We start from the raw sequence: 17,842 nt of genomic DNA on the forward strand, positions 1-17,842 counted from the left end.
TTCTAAATATCTCTCATCTCCTCATAGGATAGAGTAAGAAAACAAGCCCCAAGGGGGAGAGAACAATGGACATCAAAACTTCCGTCAAGAACCGAAGAGAAGCCCGCATTCGCGAACTGCTGGAAGGGGAGCAGTTCACGGCGCAGGACGATAAGCCGTCTTGGACGGGGCTTCCCGATAAAACACCCGCTAATCCCCATAATCCAAAGCCAGGCTTCATCAAGGACAACATAGCGAACCCGTCCCCACGTTACGCAGAGCATGAACCGGATCCCGAGCGGCTTTGGAAGCAAGGGCATCGCGGTTGGTATGATACGCTGGATCCCGGTGCTCCGGGAGAACCGCCAAGAAAAGCTTCGTTCCTGTCGGGCTTGATCCGCCGCGTCGCCGTCAGTGCGCTGGTGTTTGGATTGGCATGGGGCGTATTTTCGTTTCAGCAGCCGTGGGCCCTTCGCGCGCAGGCATTTATCATTGAAGGGCTGAGCCATGAGATGGATTTCCAGGCGGCCCAGGTATGGTACGAGGAGCATTTTGGCAGCGCGCCGTCCTTTATACCGATTTTTGGACAAACCGACGAGCATTCGACGAAGGTAAATGCCGGGACCTCTTTGGTTCCTCCGCTTTCGGGAAGGGTGGTTCAATCCTTTGCCGTTGATCTGAAAGGCATCGTTCTGGAAGCCGGAGGGGGTTCTTTAGCGGACCGGGCGGTTAAAAGTATAGAGACCGGGCGCGTTCTTGAGGTTAAAGAACATCCTGATAACGGGATTACGGTACGCATACAGCATACGGGAGAGCGAACGGCGGCATACAGCAGGCTGGCGGAAACCGGGCTTAAGGTGAATGACTGGGTTCAAGGCGGAGATATTATCGGGACTTTGGCATCTTCAGGCACAGGCAGCCCGCCCTCCCTTTATTTCGAACTCAAAGAGGGGGATCGTGACGTCGATCCGGCGGAAGTGATTCCGTTTGATTAAGTTTAAGGGAACGGTCTTGTCGCTGCATCCGCTCTTTGTCATTGTCATGCTGGCATCCGTATTCACCGGCCGCTTCCTGGAGTTGCTGACCCTGTTTATTATCGTGTTTATTCATGAATTGGGACATGCCGCCGCCGCGGCAGCGATGGGGTTCAAGGTACGAGCCATTCAGATGCTGCCGTTCGGCGGCGTTGCTGTCATTGAAGACGACGGCAGGATGACCGCGATGAAGGAGATCATCATTGCGCTTGCGGGACCGCTGCAAAATGTCATTATGATCGGCATTACCCTGGCCTGCCAATGGGCGGGGTGGGGTGACGAGCAGCTGCTGTCTTATATCATTCAGGGGAATCTCGTCATCGCGTTGTTTAACCTGCTTCCGATTCTGCCGCTGGACGGCGGCAAAGTGCTGCAGGCCGTCATCAGCCTGCTTGCCCCTTATCATGCCACCTTGCTGTGGGCTTCCCGCGCAGGCATTTTGTGCAGTTTAATTATGATCGGTTACGGATTGCAGCCGTTATTCTCCGGAGGCGGCGTTCGTTTAAATGTGCTGATGATCGGCCTTTTCCTGGCGTATTCCAATTTCGAAGACTATCGGAACGTCCATTACCGGTTTTTAAGATTTTTGGTCAATCGGAGCGAGGTTTATGAACGGAATTTGGACGGACTTGGTCCTGCCCAGCCAATCGTTGCAGATTCTTCGAAACCTTTGGATGATATCATGCGTCTATTTAAACGAGAGAAGTATCATTTGATTTATGTCATGAGCGGACGCGGCAGCCTGCTTGCCGTTGTTCCGGAGCAGCATGTGATCTCTTCTTATTTTGCATCAACTGGTCCGCCCTGGTATGCGTAAATCGTAGACATCATGAGGAAGACGGGGGGGCGGGCCAAGATTCTTTATCCATTCATGTCATCTGAGATTGTGTTAGGATAAAACAATAGAATATCGTCTTCCATTTGAGAGGTGAAGCCATGAGGCAAATGATAGTTCATTGTGAACATGAGACCATTCAGATGGCCCTCATCGAAGATGGGAGGTTAGCCGAATTCGCCGTTGAGCGGAGTCGTGAGCAAAGTGTTGTCGGAAGCTTTTATAAAGGCAGGGTTGTGAACGTGCTGCCGGGGATGCAGGCGGCTTTTGTAGATATCGGGCTGAAAAAGAACGCGTTTTTATATATCGATGATGTGCTCCATCCGCATTTAGAGAAGCAGCCCAAGCAGAAGCCTTCGATTTCGCAGCTGCTGACGGCGGGGCAGGAATTGATCGTGCAGGTCATGAAGGAACCCAGAGGCGGCAAGGGAGCGAGGGTGACGACGCATTTTTCGCTTCCGGGCAGATGCATGGTGTATATGCCGACTGCGGACTATGTTGCCGTCTCCAAGAAAATCGGACGCGATGCGGAAAGGGCCCGGCTGAAGAGCATCGGCGAGCAGCTTCGCACAGATGAAGAGGGAATCATCATCCGAACGGTGTCGGAGGACGAGCCCCTGGAATTCATAAAGGGAGATCTGGAGTATTTGCGAAAAGAGTGGGCCCGGATTCTCGACAAGGCGGAATCTGCGCCCGTTCCGGCGCTGCTGCATCGCGATTTAGGCCTGCTGCAGCGGTTTCTCCGCGATGCCTTTGATCCGCTGCATGACGAGCTTGTGATCGACAGCAAGCTGAAAGGCGAGGAAACCAAGAGTTATTTGAAGGAAACCGTTCCGGGAATGGAGCCCAAGGTTACATATTACTCGGAAGGAGGCCCGATTTTTCAAGCGTACGGGTTGGACGAGCAGATGAGAGCCAGCTTCGCAAGGAAAATCACGCTTCCCGAGGGCGTGACCATCGTCGTAGACCAGACCGAAGCCATGACGATCATCGACGTGAACACAGCCAAATATATCGGCGGGGATAATTTCGAGGAAACGGTACTGAAGACGAATCTTCTGGCTGCGCAGCAGATCGCAAGGATTCTGCGCCTTTGGGATATCGGTGGCATTATTATCGTGGATTTCATCGATATGGATCATGAAGAGCACCGGCAGCAGGTGGTTTCTGTCATGGAGGCCGTTATGCGCAAAGACCGCACGAAGAGCTTTGTGGTCGGATGGACCAAGCTGGGACTGCTGGAAATGACCCGCAAAAAAGCCCGTGAAAGCTCGTCCCTCCCCTTTGCCAAGCCTTGCGGAACCTGCGGAGGCCGGGGCGTGGTTATCGAAGAATGATGTTGACGGTGAACGGGGAATATGATATTATCATTGGGTATGTGTCTAGTGATAGGTTGCTGCACATGCTGTAACCGCTCCGGTTGGGTTCACAAGAACGTTCCTTTTGGGACGGACACCTTAATACTAGGCGAGTCTGAGACATAGGGAGGTGCAAGCAAATGTACGCTATTATCGAAACAGGCGGTAAACAATACAAAGTTCAAGAGGGCGACGTATTGTTCATCGAGAAGCTGACTGCAGGTGACGGCGAGAGCGTGACTTTCGACCGTGTACTGGCCGTTTCCAAAGAGGACGGATTGGTAGCAGGAACTCCGGTTGTTTCCGGTGCAACTGTAACTGCAAAGGTAGAGAAGCACGGTAAAGGCCGTAAGGTCGTTGTATACAAATACAAGCCGAAGAAGAACTACCACAAGAAGCAAGGTCATCGTCAACCTTACACTAAAGTAACCATCGAGAAAATCCAAGCGTAAGAAGGTGCGGTAATTGATTACTGTACAAGTATTGCGCGGGGGAGATGGACGGATCCATAGCTTCAAGGTAACGGGGCACGCGGGATATGCCGATCCAGGTGAAGATATTGTATGTGCTGGAGTTTCCAGCATTACCGTGGGAACGGTGAATTCCATTGAAGCGTTAACCGGAACCGTTATGGAGACCCGGATGAAGGGCGGCTTTCTTAGCGCAAATCTTCCGCCTACGGCAGATGATTCCGTCTCCGGCCAAGTTCAACTGCTTCTCGAATCCATGGTTGTTATGTTACAGGGAATTGCCGATTCGTACGGCAAGTATATAAGAATACAAGAATTGACTACTTGAAGAAGGAGGTAGACAACATGTTGAAATTGGATCTTCAGTTATTCGCATCGAAAAAAGGTGTAGGTTCCACAAAGAACGGTCGTGACAGTGAAGCGAAACGTCTTGGCGTGAAACGTGCAGACGGTCAAGCAGTGACTGGCGGCAGCATCTTGGTTCGTCAACGCGGAACGAAAATTCATCCAGGCACGAACGTGGGTATCGGTAAAGACGATACTTTGTTTGCGAAAGTGGACGGCGTTGTGAAATTTGAACGTTGGGGTCGCGATCGCAAGAAAGTGAGCGTCTACCCGGTTGATGTCGCTCCAGTAGCGGCTGCAGTTGAAGCTTAATCGTTTCTTATGCTGCATACAGAAGAAGCCTTTCGGCATCGTTGCCGGGGCTTCTTTTTTTGTAAATTGCGCAAAGAATGATCATCCAGGGGGATGAACCGTCCTGAAAGTCTATGATATACTGGGATTTGGTGAATGTAACCAATTGCTGTTGAAAGACGAGGAGAAGCGATGAAATCCTGGAAATGGATAGCAGCTGTGGCGGGGTTAACCTCCGTAATACCGGTGGCATGGGTGGTATGGAAGCCATCTTTGGCTGCAGGAGCAGTGTTGACGGCTTGGGCTGTCGCCGCGTCTGCCTGCGGAGCATGGCTTGTCCGTAAATCGGACGAGCGCAGGCAGCAAGCCATCATTCGGAATATGGAGCAGACGGCGATTCAAATGTTGAATCACCATCGTCATGATTGGATGAATGAGCTTCAAATTTTGTACGGCTACATTCAACTGGGGAAGCTTGATAAAACCGTGGGTTCTGTGGAAAGAATAAAGGACAGGATGGCGACGGAGAGCAGGATCTCCAAGCTTGGCATTCCTTCATTGGTTTTTTATTTACATTCATACCGAACGTACAGCAGCAATCTGCAGCTCTGCGTTGAAGTGGTGGACCAGGTACAGCTGGAAGACAAAGTATCGCCACAAACGGCAGAGTCTTTTACCGAAGCGATCATTCAAACGGTGAGAGCCTTTCAATTGAGCGGAACGGCGTCATGGGGGGATACCCGGCAGTTAACATTAACATTTATGCAGCAGGAGCAAGAGCTGATCGTATGGGCTCTAGGAGAAGGTTCCTTTGGAGATCCGGAGGGCTTGAAGCTTCAGATTGAACAATCCGTAAAAGGCGAAGGCATTCGGGTGGAGCAGACGGAGCCGGGGGAGACCTCGTACCGCTTGTATCTGCCGTTTGTGACTTGAGGAAGGTGATTTCATGTTTGTAGATAAGGCAAAAGTATATGTAAAAGGCGGCGACGGCGGCGATGGGCTCATTGCGTTTCGCCGTGAGAAATACGTTCCTGAAGGCGGACCTGCCGGCGGCGACGGCGGCAAGGGCGGCGACGTGATTTTCCGGGTGGACGAAGGACTGCGCACGTTGATGGATTTCCGTTACCAGAAGCATTTCAAGGCCAAGCGCGGGGAAAAGGGCCGCAATAAAAGCCAGCATGGGGCCAATGCGGAGAGCATGATTGTCCGTATTCCGCCGGGTACCATCTTAACGGATGACGATACCGGTGAAGTGATTGGCGATTTGACCCGTCACGGTCAACAGGTTGTTGTTGCCAGAGGCGGCCGCGGGGGCCGCGGAAACATCCGCTTTGCCACGCCGAACAATCCGGCGCCCGAGCTTGCCGAGAATGGAGAAGAGGGCGAAGAGCGCTACGTAACCATGGAACTTAAAGTGATGGCTGATGTAGGTCTCGTCGGATTCCCGAGCGTAGGCAAATCCACCCTGTTGTCTGTTGTATCCGCGGCTCAGCCGAAGATCGGGGCATACCATTTCACGACCATCACGCCAAATTTGGGCATGGTTGAGGTCGGGGACGGGCGCAATTTCGTCATGGCTGACCTGCCTGGCCTGATTGAGGGTGCCCATGAAGGCGTGGGACTTGGCCACGAATTCCTCCGGCACGTGGAACGAACCCGCGTCATTATCCACGTCGTGGATATGGCAGGCACGGAAGGACGGGATCCGTTCGAGGATTGGCAAAAAATCAACGACGAGATTAGGCTCTATAACCCGGTTCTGATCGACCGGCCGCAAATCGTAGCCGCCAATAAAATGGATATGCCGGAAGCAGAGGAGTACTTAGCGGCCTTCAAAGAGAAGGTGAAGGAGATTCGCCCTGACATCGAGGTGATGCCGATCTCCTCGCTGACCCGTCAGGGGATCCAGGAACTTCTTTATCGCACGATCGATGTGCTGGAGAGCATTCCGGATGAGCCGGCGATTGAAGAAGTATCCGAAGTTTCCGAGCGCAAGGTGTATAAATTCAAAGCGCAGAACGACAATTCCTTCACCGTCACCAGAGATAATGAAATGTATGTGGTGCACAGTGAGCGAATTGAGCGAATGCTGAAACGGATGCAGATGAATTCGCATGATGCGATCCTGAAGCTTGCCAGAACGATGCGTCATATGGGCATTGATGAAGAGCTGCGGAAACGGGGCGCGACGGAAGGCACCATCGTACGGATCGGCGATTTCGAATTCGAATTTGTAGAAGGCAGCAGTTACTATTGATGTTCAGATGAATATATGTTTAACAAAAATACCGCAAGGTCTGTCTACAGCAGGCTTGGCGGTATTTTTTTTCGTGAGCGAAGGGAAGGGGGCTTCCCATAAATCGTGAATGAAGCGCGCAGCCGTATATTCCATTGGCTGTGAGTCTGGCTCGAAATGCCGGATCACGCTTTCCAAATTTTGCATCCACTTATCGGATAAATCGTATACAATAGTAGTACAATAGTACCTTTTCCATAGATCTCAGGATGGAAGGAACGGCGCAAAAAGGAGAGTAGAACTATGGCTATTATTGAAGTCGTAAAATACGAAGGCCCGCCGGATGTGTTTGCCTGGCGTTATCCGAATCAGGAGTTAGGCACCTGGACCCAGCTTATTGTTCATGAGACGCAGGAGGCGATCCTGTACAAGGGCGGTCAGGCACTGGACTCTTTCCCGGCAGGGCGGCATACGCTGAGTACGGCAAACATCCCGATTTTATCCAATGTCATCAATCTTCCATTCGGAGGGAAGTCTCCCTTTACGGCAGAAGTATGGTTTGTGAACAAACTTCGTTCGCTGGACGTGAAATGGGGGACCAGCTCGCCGATCCAGCTGCAGGATCCGAAATACAACATCATCGTATCGCTCCGGGCCTTTGGCCAATTCGGCGTTCAAATCAGCGATCCGCGAAAGTTTCTGGGAACCATGGTCGGTACCCTGCCAACCTTTGATCAGGGAACGCTGGTCAAATATTACCGCGGCGTGCTGATGTCCAACATTACGGAAATCATATCCTCCTATATCGTTCGGAAAAAAATCAGCGTTGTGGAAATCAATGCTTACATAGCGGAAATATCCAAACACATCATGGAAGCGATTGCGCCTTCATTTGAAGAGATGGGGATTACCCTGCTGAATTTTTATGTGGATTCCATCAACATACCGGAGCATGATCCTGCAGCTGTCCGAATCAAGGAAGCGTTGGCAAAAAAAGCGGAGATGGATATCATCGGTTATACCTACCATCAGGAAAGAACCTTTAATACGCTTGAGGGAGCGGCGAAAAATCCCGGAAGCCCGGCAGCGGTCATGGGGACGGGGCTGGGCATGGGACTCGGAATGGTCGGTCCGATGTATGAGACCGCCCGGCATATGTTTGACCATGCTCAAGAGAAGAACGATATGCAAATCGAGCAGAAGGCATGCACCAAATGCGGAATGCTGAACGGGGAAGAAGCGCGGTTCTGTTCGGGCTGCGGCCAGTCGTTTCAGACTCAGGCCGATGAAGCGCCGGCGAAAGCCATCCTGTGCAACGATTGCGGGCAGCCCCTGGCTCCGAATGCAAAGTTCTGTCTTCACTGCGGCGATCCTTACCATGCATGCCCGAAGTGCGGACATGATCACCCGGCTGGCGCAGCCGAATGTCCGGATTGCGGTGCACCGCTGCCGATGCCTTGCCGGGCATGTGGAGAATTGGTGGATGCCGAAGCCAAGTTTTGCCCGCACTGCGGGTCGAGTCACGCGCTTACATGTCCAGGGTGCGATCATGAGATCAAACCGGGCCAGAAGTTTTGCATGGAGTGCGGTCATAAATTGATGTGAAGCGAAAGCGGGGGAATCAGGTGAATACAAGAACCAAGGATCGAAACGGGGCATGGCTGGCAGCCATTGCGCTTCCGTTGGTTACGATCCTCTTGTTTGGATGGATCGGCGGGATGTTCCAGCCGAGTTCTTGGATATCGGGAATTGCCGTTGGATGCGCCGAAGCGGCCGTTCTCCTATTTATCGGTGTTGTCATCGGCAGGGGGAAGGCAGCTTCGTCAGGCACCCCATTTTATATTGCTTCCGGCATCATAATTGGTATCTATACGGTGTCCGTTGTGCTGGAGGTTATTTTGCTGGGATACTTATTTAAGCTGCCTGTATCCTCGTATTTCATGATTCATCTGATTACGTTTTCTGGATTTTTCGTTGTTCTTGGGCTCGTATTCCTGGCGGCAAAATATGCAGGCGCACAGGAGCGGAAGGAAAGCGATCATCTCGAGGTCAAGAGAGAGACTGTAGCCTGGATCGGGGAGATTCGCAGAAAGCTAAGCGAACTGCCGGGAGAGAACATGCCGTCGTTGGAACGGCAGATCGCCGAGCTTGAAGAGACGCTGCGTTATAGTGATCCCATATCACATACCTCCTTATATGAAGAGGAGCAGTTGATTCAGCAAAAAATTGCGATGCTGGAGGACCAAGTAACATTGATCGGCGAGGCGCAAGCTGAACAGCGCAAGGAACTGGCAGAGCAAACCGTTCCTATCATCCGCGATATTCTCCGAACGGTGCAGGATCGCAATACGGTGCTTCTGAAGGCAAAGGCGGGATCAACCTAATGCAGATGATAGAGGGGATAGCATATGGGAGCTTCTAATCCGAAGCGTTTTAAACTTAAGTTCACGAAAATGGATTATTCGATCATCGCGCTGGCCGTGCTTTTTTTCCCGCTGGCCATCGTGCTGGCAGCCGTGCGGGTGCTTGTCACCCATCGCCACAACCGTTGTAAGGGAAGGAACAACCGCCTTTTCGGCTGGGTGCTTGCCATTACCTATGGAATCATAGAATTGCTCATGATTCTTGCGACGATTGATGACAAAGATATCGAAAGCCTCTATTCGGCCACCGTCGTTTGGGGCGTCATCATTCTGGTTCCAGCCATGATCATGCTGGTGATCGCCAATAAGGAAGACAAGAAATTCGGCAGCTTGCTGCAATTCTATTCGAATGCCATCCTGCATCGAGGGCTCGTCCAGGTCGAACACATTGCCCGTGAGGCGAGACAATCGCCTGCACACGTGATCCGGGATATCACGTTCATGTTTGAAGAGCGTATGCTGCCTAACGGAAAGCTCGACAACGGAGTTGTTCTCATCCCGTCCTTGCACAGAAAGTCCGAACCATTCCGTGGCGAATTCGTTTCTCGCAGTGGGCAGCACGTGCAGTATTCAATGGGAGATACGACTGCAGGCCCGGCCCCCATATCCCGAACCGAACCTGCGTCCGATCCGGCGCCTAAATCCGTGGAATGCCCTGGCTGCGGAGCAAGAACGGTCGTAACGCATGTGGAGGGGAAGGAATGCGAGTATTGCGGTACCGTGATTGTGGCATAGCACGTCGGATGTACCATTTAAAAGAGAAGAGACTGGGGAGAACTTCGTATGAGCGTTCCGGTAAAGCCTTTTAAATCGCAATTTACCTCATTCGATTATTTTATTATTGGACTGACGTATGTGTTTTTTCCATTAGCTTTGATTATCGCTGCGTTTCGTATTCTGCCCACGCAGCAGCATCACAGTTATCAGGGAAGGAACCTTAGATTGATCGGATGGGTATTGTTCGGCACTTATATTGTTATCCTGGTAATCAATTTAGTGACGAGCGAAACCAGCGAGCAGTTCTTAAACGATAATTTAGCGATGGCGTTGTGTATATTGATCCCCGCGTTGTTTTTGCTGGTTGCTGCCGACTTCTTAGACAAAAAATTCTGGAAGCTGCTCGGAATTTACAGGGAGGCTGTCTTGCAGCGGCGGTTAATTTACATCGAGCATATCGCGATCGTTGCGAATCAAAGTCCGGCCCATGTGATCCGGGATTTGAACTATATGTTGAAGGAGCGCATGCTTCCTGCCGGGAGGATTGAGGATGGCGCGCTGGTGATCCGTTCGCTGCATAGAGAGCCGGTAAAACCCGTTGAATCTCAAACGAAGACGGAATCGAAGTCTGTGGCATGTTCCGGCTGCGGCGCAAGAACCGTGATTTCACGGCATGAGGAAAAAGAGTGCGAGTACTGCGGCTTGACCATGAGATACACCAGTTAGCTTGAAGTTATCGGCAGTCTCCGGAATACCGGGGGCTGTTTTTTAACGCATCATTTGCAAATTTGACGTGAATACCGATGAGTTCCGTTTCGAATTGCGATATAGTATAGGCTATAGGGTTGACCCGGAAATATCGGGTTCGCTAAAAATGGGTCACTTATGTATTGCCCTTACGGGGTATATCCAGTATAATGTCCACTATACGAATACAGTAGTCTTTGAGGAGAGGACGTTTGTGAAGGAACGCTACTATCTGGTCCGGGAAGACATCCTTCCCGAGGCTGTAGTTAAAACGATGCAAGTGAAAAAACTGCTGGCGTCGGGAGACGTGAGGACGGTTCATGAAGCCGTCGAGCAGGTAGGGCTTAGCCGCAGTGCTTTTTACAAGTACAAGGACGGCATCCACCCTATCAATCAATTGGAACGTGATGAAATCGTAACGATTTCCATCGATATGGAACATCGCTCGGGCATGCTATCCGAGGTGCTGGGGCTGGTAGCGGGTGAAGGCGGGAACGTGCTGACCATTCATCAGAGCATCCCGCTGCAAGGAATCGCGAATGTCGTTATTTCCGTCGAAGTTTCCCGGCTGAATGAGGAGCTGGATGATCTGCTTGACGGATTGAGGCGGATAGCCGGAGTCAGAAGAGTGCAGATGATAGGGCAAGGTTAGGGTAGAAACGACGAATAAATAGATATCTATGTGATGGGATACAGGAGGTAGTGTATTAATGAAACCGGTCAAAGTAGGGCTTTTGGGATTAGGAACCGTAGGAACAGGCGTTGTCCGCATCGTTGAGGGGCATCAGGAGGATTTGAGCAGTCAGGTCGGTTCGCCGATTACGATCGAGCGCATCGCCGTCAAACATTTGGAGAAGTACCGCAGCGTCAATGTGGATCAGAGTAAATTAACGGAAGATCCCTGGGCGGTCATTCGCGATCCCGAGATTGATGTCATCGTTGAAGTAATGGGCGGGATCGAGCAGACGAAAACCTACATCCTCGAAGCGCTTGAGCGCGGCAAGCACATCGTAACCGCCAATAAGGATCTGATGGCTCTGCACGGTGCCGAAATATTGGCCAAGGCGCAAGAGAAGCAGTGCGACGTGTTCTACGAGGCAAGCGTTGCCGGCGGCATTCCCATTATCCGCACGCTGATTGAAGGCTTCTCGTCGGATCGTATCATGAAAATCATGGGGATCGTGAACGGTACGACCAACTTTATCTTGACCAAGATGAGCCAGGAAGGCGCCTCCTATGAGGATGTCCTGGCAGAAGCTCAGGAGCTGGGGTACGCGGAAGCCGATCCGACATCCGATGTGGAAGGCTTGGACGCGGCCCGCAAAATGGCAATACTCGGTACCCTCGGCTTCCGCACGAACGTTGAGCTCCAGGATGTATCCGTCAAGGGCATTTCGCAGGTTACGAAAGATGATATCGCTTATGCCAAACGTCTGGGCTACGAGATGAAACTTCTCGGTATCGCGGAGCGTCAGGACGATGAATTCAGCATCAGCGTCCAGCCGACGATGGTTCGCAAAGGTCATCCCATCGCCGCCGTGAACGGCGTATTTAACGCGGTGTATGTATACGGGGAGGCCGTCGGCGAAACGATGTTCTACGGAGCGGGCGCGGGCGAGATGCCAACCGCGACATCCGTTGTGGCAGACCTGGTGGCGGTCATCAAGAATCTGAAGCTTGGCGTTAACGGTCTGAAAGCCATCGTTCCTTATAAACCGAAGAAGCTAAAAACCGATGAGCAGATCATGTACAAGAATTTCATCCTGCTTCATGTGGACGATAAAGCAGGAGTGCTGGCGCAAATTACGCAGGTGTTCGCTCAATATAACGTCAGCTTGGAGTCCGTTGTTCAGCAGCCGAACGAGCACAACCCGGACGCAGAGATAATCATCGTTACGCACAATGCGAGCAAAGCCAGCATGGACGAAGTGCTGAATCACTTTGAAGGCCTGGAAGTCATACGCCGAATCAAAAGTGTTTACCGCGTTGAAGGATAAGGATTAGAATCCATTAAATCAACATATATAATTTTTTCATAAGAAAAGGAGAACATGAGAGATGCCGTATGAAGGATTGCTGCAAACCTACAGAGAATATTTGCCGGTAAATGAGCGTACCCCGCTGCTAACGCTTAAGGAAGGGAATACCCCGCTCATCAAAGCCGTGAATCTATCCGAAGAGCTCGGAATCGATTTGCATTTCAAATTCGAAGGGCTGAACCCGACAGGTTCATTCAAAGACCGCGGGATGGTCATGGCCGTCGCGAAAGCAATGGAAGAAGGAAGCCGTACCATCATGTGCGCTTCGACGGGCAATACATCGGCTGCGGCTGCTGCTTATGCCGCTCGCGGCGGATTAAACTGCATCGTGATCATTCCGAACAACAATATCGCGCTGGGCAAGCTCGCGCAGGCGATGATTTACGGAGCGAAGGTGATCGCGATTGAAGGGAACTTTGACCGCGCGCTGGAAATCGTTCGCGAGATCACGGCCAAGCATCCGATTTCGCTGGTAAACTCCGTGAATCCTTATCGAATCGAAGGCCAGAAGACGGCTGCATTCGAAGTCGTTGACCAGTTGGGCAAAGCTCCGGACGTACTGGCCATTCCGGTCGGCAATGCGGGGAACATCTCCGCTTACTGGAAAGGATTTAAAGAATACCACGCAGCGGGCAAATCCGCTTCCCTGCCGAAGATGCTTGGGTTCGAGGCGGAAGGCGCCATGGCTATCGTCAAGGGTGAGCCTATTCCGAATCCGGAAACGGTAGCGACGGCCATCCGCATCGGGAACCCGGCCAGCTGGAAAACCGCGGTTGCCGCCGCTGAGGAATCCGGTGGACAAATTAACTACGTTACGGACGAGGAAATCTTGGAAGCATACCGCAAAATCGCATCGCGCGAGGGGATTTTTGCCGAGCCAGGATCGGCCGCCTCCATCGCAGGCGTTTATAAAATGAAGCGAGAGGGATATTTTAAAGGTGGGGAATCCGTTGTCTGTGTGCTGACAGGACATGGGCTGAAAGATCCGAATATCGCGATTTCTACCGTGAACGCCGAACCGCTCGTCGTATCGGATACGGAATCGGCCGTAATGGATGCCATCGCTAAGCTTGAAGGAGCTGCGCGGGTATGAGTTTGTCCCAAGGCGTCCGGGTGAAGGTTCCGGCCAGCACGGCTAATTTGGGACCCGGATTCGATACGCTCGGCATGGCATTGTCCCTGTATTCCTGGATCGAGATGAAAGCGTCGGAGAAGACCGTGTTCCATCTTCATGGCGATGAGATGGGCGGTCTGCCGACCGATAAGAGCAACCTGATCTATAAGGTGGCTCAAATGGTTTTTGAAGAAGCGGGACAGGCAGTTCCTGATCTCGAGATTTCCATGTATTCCGAAATTCCGCTTACCCGCGGCCTTGGCAGCAGCGCATCGGCGATCGTAGGCGCGCTGGCTGCAGCCAACGCTCTAATCGGGTCACCCCTGCCGGATTCCAAGCTTTTTGATATGGCGACGAATCTTGAGAAGCATCCTGATAATGTGGGGGCTTCTTTATTTGGAGGAATCATTGCGGCCGTATGGGATGGATCCCATGCGGATTATATGCGCATTGAACCTCCGGCGGACCTTGGAACGCTCGTGGTGATTCCCGATTTCGAGCTGGCGACATCCAAAGCAAGGGAAGCGCTGCCCGCCCAGGTCAGTTTAGCGGATGCTGTATATAATATTAGTCGGTCCTCCTTAATGACCGCTGCTCTTTCGGCAGGCAGACTGGACTTGATTCGTGCCGCGATGAAAGACCGGATCCATCAGCCATATCGTGCGCCGCTTGTACCGGGGATGTCCAAGATTTTGGCCGAAGCGCCTGATCATGGAGCACTCGGCATCGCGCTGAGCGGAGCTGGTCCGACGATGATTGCGCTGGTGGACCGGAACGAACCGCGTGCAGAAGAATTGGGCGCGTATCTCACGGAGACGATGAAGGCGGAAGGAATCCAGTCTTCGTGCTACCCATTGAATCCAGTCGCGGAAGGCGTCCAGCTCTTGGATGATATTAATAATAGATCCTTTTTGGATATGATTAGAGGGGAAGTTACCGCATGAAAAAAATAGCCTTGTTGCCCTCAGGATCGGTATCTCATGAAGCGATACTTTATCTCCTAAATGGTGAGCCGGTGGAATTTGTCCACCATAAACTGATCTCTGATGTATTTATGTCAACAGTAGAAGGAAAAAGCGATTACAGCGTGATCCCGATCGAGAACACCATTGAAGGCTCCGTAAGCCTTCATATGGATTGGCTGGTCAATGAGGTGGATCTGCCGATGCAGGTGGAGTGGGTCTATCCCTCCATCCAGAACCTGATCGGTAATGCTGCCGAATTCCGTTCAAGTGACGGAACGATGGATTACAGTCAGATCAAAAAGATCTGGTCCCACCAAGTTGCGACAGCCCAGTGCCGTCAGTTCCTAGCGAAGGCTGCACCGCAGGCTGAGTTGGAGCAAGTGGGCAGCACCTCCGAAGGGGTTAAGATCGTAAAGGAGAATCCCGGCCGGGGATGGGCGGCAATCGGCACTTCGCTAGGCGCGGCCACCCACGAATTAAACGTGCTTGCTGAGCGTATTACCGACCATGATAACAATTACACACGGTTTGTGCTGATCGGACGCGAGCCGATATTGGTCAACCGTTCGCCGGAACATATCAAGACCAGCATTCTCGTAACGCTTCCAGAAGACGTGCCGGGAGCGCTGCATCAGGTGCTTTCCGCTTTTGCGTGGCGTCGCCTGAACCTGTCGCGGATCGAATCCCGTCCAACGAAGAAGAAGCTCGGTAATTACTATTTTTATATCGATGTGATGGCCGCAGCGGATTCCGTTCTGTTGGTTGCCGCCATGGGAGAGATTGAAGCGCTGGGATGTCTGGTTCGAGTGCTGGGCTCTTATCCGGGCTATGCCTATGAGAGTGAGAAGATGGAGGTTAAGTAAATGTCGGAGCAATGGATCTATTTAGATGGAGAATATGTCACGAAAGAGAATGCTAAAGTATCCGTTTTTGACCATGGGTTTCTGTACGGAGACGGCATATTCGAAGGCATTCGAATATATAACGGCAACATCTTTAAGTGCAAAGAGCACTTGGACCGGCTGTATGATTCCGCCAAGTCCATCGATTTAGTCATCCCCCTGGCATATGAAGAACTGCTGGAGGCTATGGCCGAGACCATTCGACGCAATGACATGCGGAATGGGTATATCCGTATCGTGGTATCCCGCGGTGCCGGCAACTTGGGGCTGGATCCGCGCCGCTGCCCTAAACCGACCGTGTTGATCATTGTGGAGCAGCTGGCGATTTATTCCGAAGAAGCTTATCTCAATGGCCTGAAGGCCGTCTCCGTTGCCCAGCGGCGTAACATACCGGATGCGCTTAACCCGAAAATCAAATCCTTGAACTATTTGAACAATATCCTCGTGAAGATCCAATCCAACTTTGCGGGAGCGGATGAGGCTATTATGATGAACGCGCAGGGATATGTGACGGAAGGCTCCGGGGACAACATTTTCATCGTCAAAAACGGTGTAGTCACTACGCCTCCGTGCTATCTTGGCGCACTCGAAGGCATTACGCGCCAGGCCATTATCGATTTATGCGAGAAACTCGGCATTAAACTGAAGGAAGAGCCGTTCAGCATGCATGACGTATATATTGCGGACGAAGTATTTTTTACGGGCACGGCTGCCGAGGTCATTGCGGCCCGCGAAATTGACGGACGGATCATCGGAAAAGGCCAGGCTGGTCCCGTTACGCTGCAATTGCTGGAGGAATTCCGCAAAATTGTGGATCAAGACGGTTATAAAGTATGGGAATCCTAGGGTTTCAGGACAACTAAATAAACGACTTAAACCATCCTTTCATGTCGATGAAAGGATTTTTTTTGCCCAGAGGGATGTCAATCGCCTATTCCGTGCATAGGATGTAGTAACGAAAGCGGGCGAATTACATGACGCCTAGAAGAGTGTAGGAGGTTTTAGCGGCGTGAAGATACACATCGTCAAGGAAGGCGACACCCTATATGAGCTGTCCAAAAAATACGACGTACCTTTAGCGAAAATCATCGATGCCAATCCACAGCTGGTGGATCCGAATAAGCTCGATGTCGGTGCCAAGATCAAAGTTCCGACCGAGCCCGTTCAGGTCCCTGACGGCAGCCAACCCATTATCCATAAGCATACGGTAAAGCAGGGAGACTCCCTCTGGAAACTGTCCAAGGCATGGGGAGTCACTCTGAAGGAAATCATCAATGCCAATCCCCAGCTTAAAAATCCGAATGCCCTGCTGGTGGGGGAAGTCGTCAACATCCCTTCATCTGGCGGTTCTATGGAGTCCGGCGTTAATGACGGGGTTTCCATGAGCAGTGGCAGCGGTGCAGCTGCAGGCAAGAAGAAACCCGGCAGCAAGGATTACACCGGAGTTAAGGAAGAAATAACAGCGCCGATCGAGCAGCCTCCTGTCGTTCCTGAGGTTAAGGAGCCTGAGCCGCCGATTCTGCCGAAGCTTCCGGAGATTTCGCCTTTCCCCGAGGAGCCTAAGAAAATGGAACCGGAATACAAACCGGAGATATTACCTGAAATCAAGAAGCCGATCATCATGCCGGAAATCAAGAAACCAGAGATTATGCCAGAGGTGAAAAAACCGGAAGTGATGCCGGAATTTAAAATGCCCGTAATCATGCCAGAGTTCAAACCAGAATTCAAACCGGAGTTCAAGCCAGAGTTCAAACCCGAATTCATATCTCCATATAAACCTATGGAGCCGGAGTATACGTATCCTGTCAAAACCATGCCATTTCCGCATCCTGTTCATCCCATAGCCGAACCATGTCCGCCTTTTGCCCAGATGCCGATGCAGATGATGCCGCATCCGTGTCCGGAGTTTCCTTTTAAAGAGGCACCCGCATTTGCAATGCCTCCGTTCGGTCTTCATGAAGGTCCCTGCGGGTGTCATGAGCCTATGAAATGGCCGGGCGCCGATTATGGCAATGCCGTCCATCCGTATCACAACATGCCGCAGGAAGCGATGCCGGTTTCCTACAATGAAGGCTGGGGAAGTACAGTTTCAGGATATCCGGGTCTTTCTGAACAGCCGATGAGCATGGAATATTCCCAGTTCTCAATCACGGAATCTTATACAGGGAATATGGTTTCCGACTACCATCCATATCCCGAGCATCATCATACAGCAATGACATATGGTTATGTTCCGTCTCCTTGCGGATGCCACGGGGGAGAAATGGGGTCGCACCATCACATGCCGCATTTCGGGTACCCACAACAAGGGCATCATCCGTACGCGCCTGACATGGGGGCATCGTATCAGCCGTGGCAGGAGGGAATGAACTACAATGCTGGGGCAT

Annotated in this window: 19 protein-coding genes (1 of these 19 only partly in view); all 19 read left to right on the top strand. The window is 51.7% G+C overall.

Features of this window, described 5'->3' with window-relative positions; translation table 11 throughout:
* Positions 1-65: 65 nt before the first annotated feature.
* The gene (locus MHH82_RS07725; protein WP_015734017.1) at positions 66-974 is read left to right on the top strand and encodes a M23 family metallopeptidase; all 909 of its coding nucleotides are present in this window, start codon (positions 66-68) and stop codon (positions 972-974) included.
* Positions 967-1,830 carry a M50 family metallopeptidase gene (locus MHH82_RS07730; protein WP_015734018.1) on the top strand — a complete coding sequence of 288 codons (864 nt, stop codon included), beginning with the start codon at positions 967-969 and terminating at the stop codon, positions 1,828-1,830. Before MHH82_RS07725 ends, MHH82_RS07730 begins: the two co-directional genes overlap by 8 nt.
* A 119-nt stretch (positions 1,831-1,949) precedes the next feature.
* The gene (locus MHH82_RS07735) at positions 1,950-3,185 is read left to right on the top strand and encodes an Rne/Rng family ribonuclease (protein ID WP_340964884.1); all 1,236 of its coding nucleotides are present in this window, start codon (positions 1,950-1,952) and stop codon (positions 3,183-3,185) included.
* 161 nt (positions 3,186-3,346) lie between these two features.
* The gene (rplU, locus tag MHH82_RS07740) at positions 3,347-3,658 is read left to right on the top strand and encodes a 50S ribosomal protein L21 (protein WP_006208810.1); all 312 of its coding nucleotides are present in this window, start codon (positions 3,347-3,349) and stop codon (positions 3,656-3,658) included.
* A 13-nt stretch (positions 3,659-3,671) separates the two neighbouring features.
* Complete coding sequence (locus tag MHH82_RS07745; RefSeq protein WP_009593993.1) at positions 3,672-4,004, top strand: ribosomal-processing cysteine protease Prp; 333 nt, start codon at positions 3,672-3,674, stop codon at positions 4,002-4,004.
* 17 nt (positions 4,005-4,021) lie between these two features.
* Positions 4,022-4,333, top strand: coding sequence for a 50S ribosomal protein L27 (gene rpmA, locus MHH82_RS07750; protein WP_009594004.1), 312 nt, complete (start codon positions 4,022-4,024; stop codon positions 4,331-4,333).
* A gap of 171 nt (positions 4,334-4,504) precedes the next feature.
* Positions 4,505-5,245 carry a Spo0B domain-containing protein gene (locus tag MHH82_RS07755; protein ID WP_235201772.1) on the top strand — a complete coding sequence of 247 codons (741 nt, stop codon included), beginning with the start codon at positions 4,505-4,507 and terminating at the stop codon, positions 5,243-5,245.
* 13 nt (positions 5,246-5,258) lie between these two features.
* Positions 5,259-6,569 (top strand): GTPase ObgE, encoded by a 1,311-nt coding sequence (gene obgE / locus MHH82_RS07760; RefSeq protein ID WP_145038550.1) that lies wholly within the window; start codon positions 5,259-5,261, stop codon positions 6,567-6,569.
* Positions 6,570-6,851: 282 nt separating this feature from the next.
* Positions 6,852-8,153: an SPFH domain-containing protein gene (locus MHH82_RS07765; protein ID WP_145038548.1), complete on the top strand. Its 1,302-nt coding sequence runs from the start codon at positions 6,852-6,854 to the stop codon at positions 8,151-8,153.
* Positions 8,154-8,173: 20 nt separating this feature from the next.
* Positions 8,174-8,932, top strand: a complete 759-nt coding sequence (locus MHH82_RS07770; RefSeq protein WP_145038546.1) for a hypothetical protein — start codon at positions 8,174-8,176, stop codon at positions 8,930-8,932.
* Between the two features lie 24 nt (positions 8,933-8,956).
* Positions 8,957-9,706: a hypothetical protein gene (locus tag MHH82_RS07775; RefSeq protein ID WP_145038544.1), complete on the top strand. Its 750-nt coding sequence runs from the start codon at positions 8,957-8,959 to the stop codon at positions 9,704-9,706.
* A gap of 48 nt (positions 9,707-9,754) precedes the next feature.
* Complete coding sequence (locus MHH82_RS07780) at positions 9,755-10,414, top strand: hypothetical protein (protein ID WP_015734025.1); 660 nt, start codon at positions 9,755-9,757, stop codon at positions 10,412-10,414.
* Between the two features lie 235 nt (positions 10,415-10,649).
* Positions 10,650-11,087, top strand: a complete 438-nt coding sequence (locus MHH82_RS07785; RefSeq protein WP_009594028.1) for an ACT domain-containing protein — start codon at positions 10,650-10,652, stop codon at positions 11,085-11,087.
* 58 nt (positions 11,088-11,145) lie between these two features.
* Positions 11,146-12,432: a homoserine dehydrogenase gene (locus tag MHH82_RS07790; protein ID WP_015734027.1), complete on the top strand. Its 1,287-nt coding sequence runs from the start codon at positions 11,146-11,148 to the stop codon at positions 12,430-12,432.
* A gap of 61 nt (positions 12,433-12,493) precedes the next feature.
* Positions 12,494-13,567, top strand: a complete 1,074-nt coding sequence (thrC, locus tag MHH82_RS07795) for a threonine synthase (RefSeq protein ID WP_015734028.1) — start codon at positions 12,494-12,496, stop codon at positions 13,565-13,567.
* Entirely contained in the window at positions 13,564-14,532 is a 969-nt protein-coding gene (thrB, locus tag MHH82_RS07800; protein ID WP_213580569.1) for a homoserine kinase, read from the top strand. The genes thrC and thrB overlap by 4 nt, the downstream gene beginning before the upstream one ends.
* On the top strand, positions 14,529-15,416 hold the full coding sequence (gene pheA / locus MHH82_RS07805; protein WP_009594007.1) for a prephenate dehydratase: 888 nt from the start codon (positions 14,529-14,531) through the stop codon (positions 15,414-15,416). Before thrB ends, pheA begins: the two co-directional genes overlap by 4 nt.
* Positions 15,417-16,301, top strand: a complete 885-nt coding sequence (ilvE, locus tag MHH82_RS07810; RefSeq protein ID WP_015734030.1) for a branched-chain-amino-acid transaminase — start codon at positions 15,417-15,419, stop codon at positions 16,299-16,301.
* A gap of 163 nt (positions 16,302-16,464) precedes the next feature.
* On the top strand, positions 16,465-17,842 hold the 5' portion of the coding sequence (locus tag MHH82_RS07815; RefSeq protein ID WP_340964906.1) for a LysM peptidoglycan-binding domain-containing protein. It continues 341 nt past the right edge of the window; only the first 1,378 of its 1,719 coding nucleotides appear in the window; it begins with the start codon at positions 16,465-16,467; its stop codon lies beyond the right edge, outside the window.

This window comes from Bacillus sp. FSL K6-6540 (assembly GCF_038007545.1).

What these genes read in the sequence shown, in the direction of transcription:
- thrB (WP_213580569.1), top strand. Translation starts at nt 13,564, where the DNA reads ATGAGTTTGTCCCAAGGCGTCCGGGTGAAGGTTCCGGCCAGCACGGCT.
- MHH82_RS07755 (WP_235201772.1), top strand. Translation starts at nt 4,505, where the DNA reads ATGAAATCCTGGAAATGGATAGCAGCTGTGGCGGGGTTAACCTCCGTA.
- MHH82_RS07780 (WP_015734025.1), top strand. Translation starts at nt 9,755, where the DNA reads ATGAGCGTTCCGGTAAAGCCTTTTAAATCGCAATTTACCTCATTCGAT.
- rplU (WP_006208810.1), top strand. Translation starts at nt 3,347, where the DNA reads ATGTACGCTATTATCGAAACAGGCGGTAAACAATACAAAGTTCAAGAG.
- MHH82_RS07790 (WP_015734027.1), top strand. Translation starts at nt 11,146, where the DNA reads ATGAAACCGGTCAAAGTAGGGCTTTTGGGATTAGGAACCGTAGGAACA.
- thrC (WP_015734028.1), top strand. Translation starts at nt 12,494, where the DNA reads ATGCCGTATGAAGGATTGCTGCAAACCTACAGAGAATATTTGCCGGTA.
- MHH82_RS07775 (WP_145038544.1), top strand. Translation starts at nt 8,957, where the DNA reads ATGGGAGCTTCTAATCCGAAGCGTTTTAAACTTAAGTTCACGAAAATG.
- MHH82_RS07725 (WP_015734017.1), top strand. Translation starts at nt 66, where the DNA reads ATGGACATCAAAACTTCCGTCAAGAACCGAAGAGAAGCCCGCATTCGC.
- pheA (WP_009594007.1), top strand. Translation starts at nt 14,529, where the DNA reads ATGAAAAAAATAGCCTTGTTGCCCTCAGGATCGGTATCTCATGAAGCG.
- MHH82_RS07765 (WP_145038548.1), top strand. Translation starts at nt 6,852, where the DNA reads ATGGCTATTATTGAAGTCGTAAAATACGAAGGCCCGCCGGATGTGTTT.
- obgE (WP_145038550.1), top strand. Translation starts at nt 5,259, where the DNA reads ATGTTTGTAGATAAGGCAAAAGTATATGTAAAAGGCGGCGACGGCGGC.
- rpmA (WP_009594004.1), top strand. Translation starts at nt 4,022, where the DNA reads ATGTTGAAATTGGATCTTCAGTTATTCGCATCGAAAAAAGGTGTAGGT.
- MHH82_RS07735 (WP_340964884.1), top strand. Translation starts at nt 1,950, where the DNA reads ATGAGGCAAATGATAGTTCATTGTGAACATGAGACCATTCAGATGGCC.
- ilvE (WP_015734030.1), top strand. Translation starts at nt 15,417, where the DNA reads ATGTCGGAGCAATGGATCTATTTAGATGGAGAATATGTCACGAAAGAG.